The organism is Lepagella muris (genome assembly GCF_004793975.1).
In the GTDB taxonomy this organism is placed as follows: Bacteria; Bacteroidota; Bacteroidia; order Bacteroidales; family Muribaculaceae; genus Lepagella; species Lepagella muris.
This window is the reverse complement of the sequence record NZ_SRYB01000015.1, coordinates 99,661-110,254: the sequence shown is the minus strand read 5'-3', so window position 1 is coordinate 110,254 and position 10,594 is coordinate 99,661. Positions and strand designations below refer to the sequence as shown.

9 protein-coding genes are annotated in these 10,594 nt (G+C 48.1%); 7 read left to right on the top strand and 2 right to left on the bottom strand.

All coding sequences use genetic code 11. The features are described 5' to 3' along the window. Positions 1 to 223: 223 nt before the first annotated feature. The 3 genes from E5331_RS20720 (at position 224) to E5331_RS11290 (ending at position 2,534) form a co-directional block, all read left to right on the top strand. Positions 224 to 634 (top strand): DUF1016 N-terminal domain-containing protein, encoded by a 411-nt coding sequence (locus E5331_RS20720; RefSeq protein WP_275441185.1) that lies wholly within the window; start codon positions 224 to 226, stop codon positions 632 to 634. A 57-nt stretch (positions 635 to 691) separates the two neighbouring features. Continuing rightward, a complete protein-coding gene (locus tag E5331_RS20715) occupies positions 692 to 1,213 on the top strand; it encodes a PDDEXK nuclease domain-containing protein (RefSeq protein ID WP_275441184.1) in 522 nt (173 codons plus the stop codon). Positions 1,214 to 1,688: 475 nt separating this feature from the next. Next, the gene (locus tag E5331_RS11290) at positions 1,689 to 2,534 is read left to right on the top strand and encodes a GNAT family N-acetyltransferase (RefSeq protein ID WP_123481047.1); all 846 of its coding nucleotides are present in this window, start codon (positions 1,689 to 1,691) and stop codon (positions 2,532 to 2,534) included. A gap of 74 nt (positions 2,535 to 2,608) precedes the next feature. Here E5331_RS11290 and E5331_RS11285 read toward each other — a convergent pair whose 3' ends face one another. Then, complete coding sequence (locus E5331_RS11285; RefSeq protein WP_123481048.1) at positions 2,609 to 4,237, bottom strand: ABC-F family ATP-binding cassette domain-containing protein; 1,629 nt, start codon at positions 4,235 to 4,237, stop codon at positions 2,609 to 2,611. A 265-nt stretch (positions 4,238 to 4,502) separates the two neighbouring features. Between E5331_RS11285 and E5331_RS20710 the strand changes: the two genes are divergently transcribed. Further along, entirely contained in the window at positions 4,503 to 4,634 is a 132-nt protein-coding gene (locus E5331_RS20710; RefSeq protein ID WP_275441183.1) for a hypothetical protein, read from the top strand. A 112-nt stretch (positions 4,635 to 4,746) separates the two neighbouring features. Here the strand turns inward: E5331_RS20710 and ppdK are convergent, their stop codons facing one another. Next, positions 4,747 to 7,464: a pyruvate, phosphate dikinase gene (gene ppdK / locus E5331_RS11280; RefSeq protein WP_420813778.1), complete on the bottom strand. Its 2,718-nt coding sequence runs from the start codon at positions 7,462 to 7,464 to the stop codon at positions 4,747 to 4,749. 191 nt (positions 7,465 to 7,655) lie between these two features. Here ppdK and rlmD point away from each other — a divergent pair, with 191 nt between their 5' ends. From rlmD to msrA, 3 genes are all read left to right on the top strand, one after another. Beyond that, complete coding sequence (gene rlmD / locus E5331_RS11275) at positions 7,656 to 9,176, top strand: 23S rRNA (uracil(1939)-C(5))-methyltransferase RlmD (RefSeq protein WP_135984872.1); 1,521 nt, start codon at positions 7,656 to 7,658, stop codon at positions 9,174 to 9,176. Continuing rightward, positions 9,173 to 9,943: a nitroreductase family protein gene (locus E5331_RS11270; RefSeq protein ID WP_123481102.1), complete on the top strand. Its 771-nt coding sequence runs from the start codon at positions 9,173 to 9,175 to the stop codon at positions 9,941 to 9,943. Before rlmD ends, E5331_RS11270 begins: the two co-directional genes overlap by 4 nt. Positions 9,944 to 10,015: 72 nt before the next feature. Next, positions 10,016 to 10,525: a peptide-methionine (S)-S-oxide reductase MsrA gene (gene msrA / locus E5331_RS11265; RefSeq protein ID WP_123481103.1), complete on the top strand. Its 510-nt coding sequence runs from the start codon at positions 10,016 to 10,018 to the stop codon at positions 10,523 to 10,525. Positions 10,526 to 10,594 lie beyond the last annotated feature (69 nt).

Genomic DNA, 10,594 nt, shown 5'->3' with positions numbered 1-10,594 from the left:
AGTTTCCGAAACCGCCGTTTCCGAAACGGTGGTTTCGGAAATGTATATTCAATTAAATTTATGTACAAATCTACATTACTTTCAAAAATATGCAGTAACTTTGTACATCTAAAAATATGGCAAATATATTCCTAAAAACCTTAAAAACGAACTCGCTGACCTCAACGACCAAGGTCGTGAACTGATGGATAGCATTATGTCGAACCTCAAAAAAACTTGGAATATGACACCCGAACGTACCCCACATGACCTCCTTTCGGAAATACGTGCGTCACTATCCGAAGCTCGCACATCAATAGCCCGCACTGTCAATACTACTTTGGTCAATACATATTGGCAGGTAGGTAAATATATAGTCGAATATGAACAGCGTGGCGAAGCTCGCGCCGAATATGCAAAAGGCTTGATTGACTTTCTCGCCAAGCACCTCACCAAAGAGTTCGGTGGTGGCTTTACTGCCACTAACCTCAAATATATGCGTTTGTTTTACAAGCGTTTCCTAATTCGTCACTCACTGCGTGACGAATTGACATGGACACACTACCGCACCCTGCTCAAAGTGCAGAACGACGATGCGCTCGCTTACTACATAAGCGAATGTGCCTCCGAGAATTGGAGTGTGCGACAGCTTTAACGCCAAATCCACACGCTTCATTATGAACGCCTTCTCGCAAGCCGCGACAAAGCTGCGGTGAAACAAGAAGCCAATACTCCTAAGGAGGGTGAGATGTTCAACCCACGCGAAATCATCCGCGACCCATATATTCTGGAATTTCTTGGTATAGCGCAGGGCGAACATTTCCTCGAAAGCAATTTGGAGCAACAGCTTATTTCCAAATTGCAGAAGTTTCTTTTAGAACTTGGTCGCGGTTTTACTTTCGTGGCGCGACAAAAGCGAATCACCGTTGACGATGAGCACTATTATATTGATTTGGTGTTTTATAACATCCTCTCGCGCTGCTATGTGCTTATTGACCTCAAAACCGGGCGGCTCACCCACCAAGACCTCGGACAGATGCAGATGTATGTCAACTATTATACACGCACTCAGATGAACCCCGGAGACAATCCTCCTGTTGGCATAGTTTTGTGCGCCGAGAAATCCGACATGCTCGTTCGTTTCACATTGCCGGAGGGCGAAAATCAAATCTTCGCAGCAAAATATATGACATATATGCCCACCTCTGATGAACTTAAACAACTATTGCTATGAAATTAACAAATACAACATTTGGAGATGTGGCTTTGGTTATACAGACAGGTACCTTTCTGCTTTCAACTCCATTAATATGCGAACCTATCGCGAATACAAAATGAAACATTCTCTGTAGAAGGGTTTGTTATTCGCCATCCGAAACCAGACCGTCTCAAAGCGAAACACCCGACTAAAAGAACAGCTTAACTTCAGCAACTAACAAAAAATAGTTTCCGAAACCGCCGTTTCCGAAACGGTGGTTTCGGAAATGTATATTCAATTAAATTTATGTACAAATCTACATTACTTTCAAAAATATGCAGTAACTTTGTACATCTAAAAATATGGCAAATATACTTCTAATAATCTGAATAGCAATTACATTAAATGACTATATGGATGTAATATCTTTAAGAGAATCATCTCCTGAGTATCCAGAATCTGCGATAACCTATTTTCAAGAGAAGTGGGCAACGGAAGAATCAAAAAACTAATGGAATTTAAGAATTTAGTAAACACAGATTTTGATACGCTCTTTCAATGCTTTGAAAAGGCGTTTGCCGATTATGACATCCATTTTGAGAAAGAAGAGGTGCGCTCCATGCTCAAACGACGTGGATACAATCCACACCTATCCTTTACCGCTTTCGATAACAATGAAATGGTAGCATTCACGTTGAATGGAATCGGGACCTTCAACGGGATTCCCTCCGCATACGATACAGGCACCGGGACTGTAAAAGAATATCGAGGACAACGTATCGTCGGAAAAATTTTTACAGAATCAATCCAATTTCTTAAAGAAGCCGGCATCCATCAATATTTGTTGGAAGTGCTGCAAAACAACCATAAAGCGATCTCTGCATATCGGCGGATGAATTTTGAAGTAACCCGCGAACTTAACTGTTTCAGACAAAAGATTGAACATATTGACAACGCAATAGTAAACAATGACTGCATCATAAGGCAAGTCAATACAGATTCCATCAGAAATGCCCGGCACTACTGCGACTTTAATCCCTCATGGCAAAACAGCATAGAGTCCATTGAAAGAGGAATATCTGAGTTGACGTGTCTTGGCACCTTCCTTGACGGCAATATGGTCGGCTATTGTGTGTTTGATACTCATACCGGAGATCTGAGTCAAATAGCGGTGCAAAGCGAATACAGACGGAAAGGCATAGCCTCACGATTATTGCAGGAAACTATTGCAAATATGAAAACCGATTTCATCAAAGTTTTAAACATCATCTCCACCGACACAACCATGCCAGCCTTCCTCAAAAGCAAGAACATCACTATGGCAAACAATCAATTTGAAATGACATTGACACTCTGACCATAACAAGGGCCGCGTCGTTTGACACAGCCCTTGTAATAAAACTTATCTCTCCATGCCGAAATTTCTCCTTGCTATGCAAGGTTTTCCTGTTGCTCGGCTTTCTTTTTCTCAAGGAACTCGTTAATGCCGCAAAGGTGTTCTCGTACACGTCCACCACCAAATTCGTAGACCTTAGACACAAGACCGTCAAGAAAGTCTCGGTCATGGCTGACTACTATGAGCGTGCCGTCGAAATCCCGGAGTGCCTGTTTAAGGATATCCTTAGTCTTGAGGTCAAGATGGTTAGTGGGCTCGTCAAGTATCAGCAGGTTGATTGGCTCCAGCAAAAGTTTTATCATACACAAGCGCACACGCTCACCACCGGATAGCACCTTAACTTTCTTCTGATTCTCCTCGCCACCGAACATGAATGCACCAAGCAGGTCGCGAATCTTGAGTCGCACATCGCCTACTGCAATATCATCGATGGTTTGGAAAACAGTGAGGTTTTCGTCAAGCAACGAAGCACTGTTTTGTGCAAAATAGCCGATTTTAACGTTATGTCCGAGGGTGAGATTGCCATGGTGGGTTATCTCTTTCATAATAGCCTTGACCATCGTTGACTTACCCTCTCCGTTGCGACCGGCAAAAGCCACCTTGTCACCACGCTCAATAGTAAAAGAGGCGTTGGAAAACACTGTCTCACCATCGTAGCTCTTGCCTACTCCATCAGCAATTACAGGATAATTGCCACTACGGGGACAGGGTGGGAATTTTAGTCTTAGAGCAGATGTATCCTCCTCATCAACCTCGACAATCTCAAGTTTTTCAAGCCACTTTACCTTGCTCTGCACCTGGAAGGTCTTTGAGTAAGTGCCTTTGAAACGTTCGATAAATTCACGAGCCTCGGCTATCTGTTTTTGCTGGTCGTCATACTGCTTCTGCTGTTGCTGGCGGCGTTCCTTACGAAGCTCAAGATAATGACTGTAAGTGGCCTTGTAATCATAAATCCGTCCAAGCGTCACCTCGATGGTGCGCGTCGTGATATTGTCAATAAAACGGCGGTCATGACTGATTACCACCACCGCCATGGGGCTATTGATGATAAAATTCTCAAGCCAGCCGATTGATTCGATATCGAGGTGATTGGTAGGCTCATCAAGCAGCAGGACATCCGGCTTACGGAGCAGCAATTTTGAAAGTTCGATACGCATACGCCAACCGCTGGAAAAATCCGAAGTAGGACGGTTGAAATCAGATCGCTCAAAGCCAAGACCAAGCAGCGCTTTTTCCACATCCTCCTCAAAGTGGGTCATGTCGATGGAGTAGAATTTTTCGCTCATGGTCGCAACCTTCTCAATCAAAGCCATATATTCATCGCTCTCATAGTCGGTACGAGTTGCCAGTTCATTATTCAAAGCATTTATCTCTGACTCCATCTCAGAGAGATGAGAAAAGGCTTGAGATGCCTCCTCGAAGACCGTGCGACCATCCTCAGTCATCATGTGCTGAGGCAGATAACAGATGGTACAATCCTTTGGCACCGACACCGATCCACGGGTAGCACCCTGCACCCCTGCAAGAATTTTAAGCAGAGTACTCTTGCCGGCACCATTCTTCCCCATAAGAGCAATGCGGTCCTTGGGATTAATAACAAAAGAAACGTCTTTAAAGAGAGTCGTTCCTCCAAATTCAACAGTCAATCCATCAACTGACACCATATTATTTCGTAATTTTTGATGTAAAGTTACAAATAAAAAATGAAATCCAGAAACGAATAATGCCAAGCCTCAAAGTCATTCACTTTTCAAGGAAGGTCAGTGTGTCTTGGGGCGCATATCTGTTCACTCGGATTTATTTGTTGGACGCTTCGAGAGAGAGTTTTCTGAAACGCTTTAATAGCGGTTCCATATCGAGCGAAGTGATGGAGGCATACGAGACGTGGCACCAGAATCGCGGCAATGCCCCCATGTACCCTGATGGAATATGAAGCACAAGCCGAAGAAACTTAAGCCTACTACAAAGTACAAGAAGGATTACAAACGGTTCAGGAACAATCCAAAGAAAGTTGAGAAACTGTTTGAGATTCTGAAGATAGGTGTCCGTATTTATCGTTAATTTGGCTCGCAGAGTGAATCCAAATATACGAACCGTCTAAGAACAGCTTAGGCTGTAACTGTTGTTTTGCAACAAGTTACAGCCTAAGTATATTATGTAGTCAGACTATCGCTTAGTCCTCTATTGCAGCCTGGGCGGCGGCTACGCGGGCGATGGGCACGCGGAAGGGTGAGCAGCTGACGTAGTTCATGCCGAGTTTGGCGCAGAACTTCACGCTTGAGGGCTCGCCACCGTGCTCGCCGCAGATACCTACCTTGAGGTCGGGATTTGTGGAGCGGCCTTTCTCTACACCCATCTTCACGAGCTGACCTACACCCTCCTGGTCAAGCACCTCGAACGGATCGACTTTCACGATGCCATTCTCTTTGTAGAACTTGAGGAATTTGGGTGCGTCGTCACGTGAGTAACCGAAGGTCATCTGAGTGAGGTCGTTTGTACCGAATGAGAAGAAATCGGCTACCTCGGCGATCTTGTTGGCGGTGAGGGCTGCACGCGGAACCTCGATCATTGTGCCTACCTTGTAGTGGATCGATTCACCTCTCTCTTCAAATACCTTTGCAGCTGTAGTGTTGATCACGTCTGCCTGGTTCTGAAGCTCTTTGAGAACGCCTACAAGCGGAACCATGATTTCCGGCTCTACCTTGATGCCACGTGCCTTGCAGTTGAGGGCTGCCTCAAGGATAGCACGGGTCTGCATCTCGGTGATCTCGGGATAAGTGATGCCAAGACGGCAGCCACGGTGACCGAGCATCGGGTTGAACTCCTCAAGAGCATCAACTTTTGCCTTCACCTCCTCAAGGGAGATGCCCATCTCGTTGGCAAGTTCCTTCTGAGTTGCAGTCTGATGAGGTACGAACTCATGCAACGGGGGATCGAGAAGACGGATGGTCACTCCGTAGCCGTCCATTGCCTCGAAGATACCCTCGAAGTCGCCACGCTGCATCGGGAGAAGTTTTGCAAGAGCTGCACGACGTCCTTCAACGTCGGAAGCAAGGATCATCTCGCGTACTGCCTTGATACGGTCGCCTTCGAAGAACATGTGCTCTGTGCGGCAGAGACCGATACCCTGAGCACCGAAGTGACGTGCCTGTTTTGCATCACGCGGAGAATCGGCGTTGGTACGAACGAGAGTCTTTGTATATTTTGCTGCAAGGTTCATGATTGCGCCGAAATCGCCGTCAAGTTCGGGATCGCGGGTCGGCACCTGACCATCGTAAACCTCACCTGTAGAGCCGTTGAGAGAGATCCAGTCGCCTTCATTGTAGACTTTGCCATTCATCTCTACGGTCTTAGCCTTGTAGTCAACTTTGATTTCACCTGCACCGGATACGCAGCATTTACCCATACCACGGGCTACCACAGCAGCGTGGCTGGTCATACCGCCGCGCATTGTGAGGATGCCCTGAGCCACTGCCATACCACGAAGGTCTTCGGGAGATGTCTCGATACGGACAAGCACCACTTTCTTCTTCTTCTCAGCCCATGCCTCAGCATCATCTGCCTGGAATACAATCTGTCCGGCAGCTGCACCCGGAGATGCGGGAAGACCCTTAGCCATTACTTTGGCCTTCTTGATGTCTGACTTGTCGAATACGGGGTGAAGCAGCTCGTCGAGTTTCTGGGGCTCCATACGGAGAAGAGCCTCTTTCTCGTCGATCATGCCCTCGCGGAGAAGCTCCATTGCGATACGTACCATAGCAGCACCTGTGCGCTTGCCGTTACGGGTCTGGAGCATCCAGAGCTTGCCATCCTGGATAGTGAACTCCATATCCTGCATATCCTTGTAGTAGCCTTCGAGCTTGTTGGCGATTGCGATAAGCTCGGCAGCACATACAGGCATTGACTCTTCGAGAGAGGGATATTTTGAAGCACGTTCCTCTTCGCTGATCCCCTGGAGAGCAGCCCAACGACGAGAACCCTCGACTGTGATCTGCTGCGGAGTGCGCACGCCGGCAACCACGTCCTCGCCCTGAGCGTTGATGAGGTACTCACCGTTGAAGATGTTCTCACCGGTAGCGGCATCACGGCTGAAAGCAACGCCTGTAGCGGAGTTGTCGCCCATGTTGCCATATACCATCGCCTGAACGTTAACAGCTGTGCCCCACTCCTCCGGAATCTGGTTCATACGGCGGTAAAGGATAGCACGCTCGTTCATCCAGCTGTCAAACACGGCGCAGATACCTCCCCAGAGCTGTTCCCAAGCTGATTCGGGGAAATCCTTGCCTGTATAATCTTTTACGGCAGCCTTGAAACGAACTACGAGTTCCTTAAGGTCTTCCACCTCGAGCTCGTTGTCGAATTTCACGCCCTTCTCCTCTTTCACCTTATCCATGATAGCCTCGAAAGGATCGATGTCAGTCTTGCTCTTCGGTTTCATGCCGAGCACCACGTCGCCATACATCTGCACGAAACGACGGTAGCTATCCCAAGCGAAACGCGGGTTGCCGCTCTTCTCAGCCATAGTGGCAACAGTTGCGTCGTTCATACCGAGGTTGAGGACAGTGTCCATCATACCGGGCATGGAAGCACGCGCACCTGAACGTACAGATACGAGCAGCGGATTGGAAGAATCATCAAATTTCTTACCGGTAAGAGTCTCCACGTGAGCGATAGCCTCCTCCACTTCGTTCTTGATGTCGGCTACAACTTTATCGCGGCCATATTGAGTGTACTCAGTGCAGACGTCGGTCGTGATGGTGAATCCCGGAGGTACGGGCATTCCCAAAAGGTTCATTTCCGCAAGGTTTGCGCCCTTGCCGCCAAGGAGATTTCTCATCCCGGCATTACCTTCGGCCTTACCATCGCCGAACGTATAAATAGCTTTTGCCATAATTATTATATATTAATACAGATATTTTATTTATTAAACTTCAGCGGGTTAACGGCTCGTAAACCCTATCGTCTAAAGTGTCTGTTTTTGGGTTTTTCTACTTAGATTTTCAAAGTATATCATTTTCGATGTGCAAATTTATAAAATCTTTGGGAAATTCACTAATTTTGCATCATTAAATAGTGTCAAAAATGGCAAGAAAAAGAAAAGAACTACCCGAATTGCATGGAGTGGAGGTTTCCGGCGTGGCTGCCGAGGGCAAGGCGATAGCCCGCGTGAAGCTCCGTGAGACGGATGAGACGCCCATCGTAGTGTTTATCCCATACGCCGCTCCGGGCGATATCGTGGATCTGAAGATCGACAAGAAGAAACACAGTTATGCAGAGGCTCACATCACCCGCATTGTGGAGCCATCCCCTATCCGCATGGCTCCACGTTGCCCTTCGTTCGGCACGTGCGGAGGATGCAAATGGCAGCATATCCCTTATCAGGAGCAGCTCAGGCATAAGCATCGCATTGTGGCGGATGCCCTTGAGAGGATTGCAAAAGTGGATCTGCCGGAGATCCGCCCTACCCTCGGCTCTGACAACATCTGGGGCTACCGGAATAAGATGGAATACACATTCTCCAACAAAAAATGGCGTTCATGGGAGGATATAAGATCCGGGAAGGAGTTCGCCGACAGCAGCAACGCCCTTGGATTCCATATCCCCGGAGCCTTCGACAAGGTGCTGCATATCGACAACTGCCATCTACAGGATACCAAGGGGGATGAGATACGCAATTTCATATATGACTTCGCCGAGAGCCACGGCTACTCCTTTTATAATATAAAGGAGAACCACGGACTCCTCCGCACGCTCATGCTCCGTATCGCCTCCACCGGGGAGATAATGGTGTGCCTGACGTTCGGAGAGGACGACCGCGAACGTATCGCCGAGATTCTGACCGCTATAAAGGAGAGATTCCCGGAGATCACGTCACTGCTCTACGTGGTCAACAGGAAACTCAATGATTCGATAGCTGATCAGGAGGTGATAGCATTCAGCGGTCCGGAATATATAGAGGAGGAGATGGAGGGACTCAGATTCCGTATAAATGCGAAATCCTTCTATCAGACCAATTCGCTCCAGGCCTACGAGCTTTATAAAGTGGCGAGGGAGTTCGCCGGACTTGACCCGAAGGGGAATAATGACGGGAAGAAACCCTTGGTCTACGACCTTTATACCGGCACCGGCACAATCGCCAATTTCGTGGCGCGCCAGGCAAGCCGGGTCATCGGTATTGAATACGTGGAGGAGGCGATCGAGGATGCCAAATTGAATGCCTCGGTCAATGGTCTTGACAATACCCTCTTCTATGCAGGCGACATGAAGGATATACTCACGGATGAGTTTGTACGCCGTCATGGGGTTCCTGACGTCATGATTGTAGACCCACCGCGTGCAGGTATGCATGAGGATGTGGTGAAGGTTATCCTCAACGCCTCCACTGCCGTCATAGTCTACGTGAGCTGTAATCCCGCCACGCAGGCACGCGATCTTGCGTTACTTGATGCGAGATATAAGGTCACGGCAGTGCAGCCTGTCGATATGTTCCCCCACACTCATCATGTGGAGAATGTGGTGCGTCTCGAACTTAGGCAACCGGAGGAATCATCCTCTGCCGATAATGACTCAGCTGATATAAATAACTGTATAAACAACGAATGATGACCCCATTACAGACCTTACAGTCACGCCACTCCGTGAGGGCCTTCCGAGAGGAGGCTCTCTCGGATACTCACGTCAAGAAGCTGAAGGCGTGCATTACGATGATCAACACCCATCAACAGGGGCTGAAATTCCAGTTGATCACCAATGATCCCGACCCATTGGCAGGCTTCAGCAAGAGTTATGGAGTCTTCACCAACCCCCGAAACTACATGGCAGCTGTAGTAGATACCGCCACTCCCGACGTGCTCGAAAGGGCGGGCTATTATGCGGAACAGGTGGTGATAAAGTCCTGTGAGCTGGGCGTGGGGAGCTGTTTCGTCGGTGGCACCTATAATGAAAGCAAGGTGAAGGTACAGCTACGCGCCGGAGAGAAGGTGCTGTTTCTTGTGCTTCTCGGTTATCCGGCAGAGAAGACAAAATTCATGGCGAAGATAATGGCGAAGATGGTTCATCTGAAGAGAATGGACGCGGAGCAATTCTTCGAGCCCTCCGGAGATCTTACTGAGGCGATTGGCAAATTCCCGTTTCTGACCGTCGGGCTTGAGGCAGTGGCATGTGCCCCCTCCGCACTCAACAAGCGACCCACCCGCATATTCCTGCGCCATGACAGCGCCGGCGACGCGCTCTGCGCCCGCGTGGACGATTCCAACCCCAAGAACCTCATCGACCTCGGCATCGCCAAATACAATTTCAACTATGCCACCTCCACTGAATGTGAATGGGGCAACGGCGCGCCGCTCACAGGAGGCTACACGCTACTCTGACCGCTACCCCCTTATTCATTTAGAATCCGGCATCTCCAAAAATAAATTCACCACTCTATTAAAACTAAAAATATGAATAAGACCATATACCTTGCAGGAGGATGCTTCTGGGGAACCGCCCACCTGTTTTCTTTAGTGCCGGGCGTAGTCTCTGCTACCGCCGGTTACGCCAACTCCATTGTGGAGAATCCGTCATATAAACTTGTATGCACAGGCATCACCAATGCTGCTGAGACCGTCATGGTGGTATACAATGATCAAAAAGTGTCGCTCTCCTCTTTACTGTCGCTATATTTCAGAAGTATTGATCCTCTGAGCATCAACAGACAGGGAGGGGATATAGGCACGCAATACCGCACCGGAATATACTATACCGACTCAGCAGACTCTGCGGTAATAGAATCCCAAATAGCCGCCCTACAGACCCATTATGACAAACCGATTGCTGTGGAACATTCACCACTTATCAATTTCTATCCTGCCGAAGAGTATCATCAGGACTATCTGTATAAGAATCCTGACGGATATTGCCATGTCGATCCCATTCTATTCCGCGAAGCCAGGGAAATTGGGAAACCATAGGATTATCCCAACCCCACCCTCACGACCGGCTTCAAAAAAACGGTTGTGAATTTTGTGATTTTAGATTTT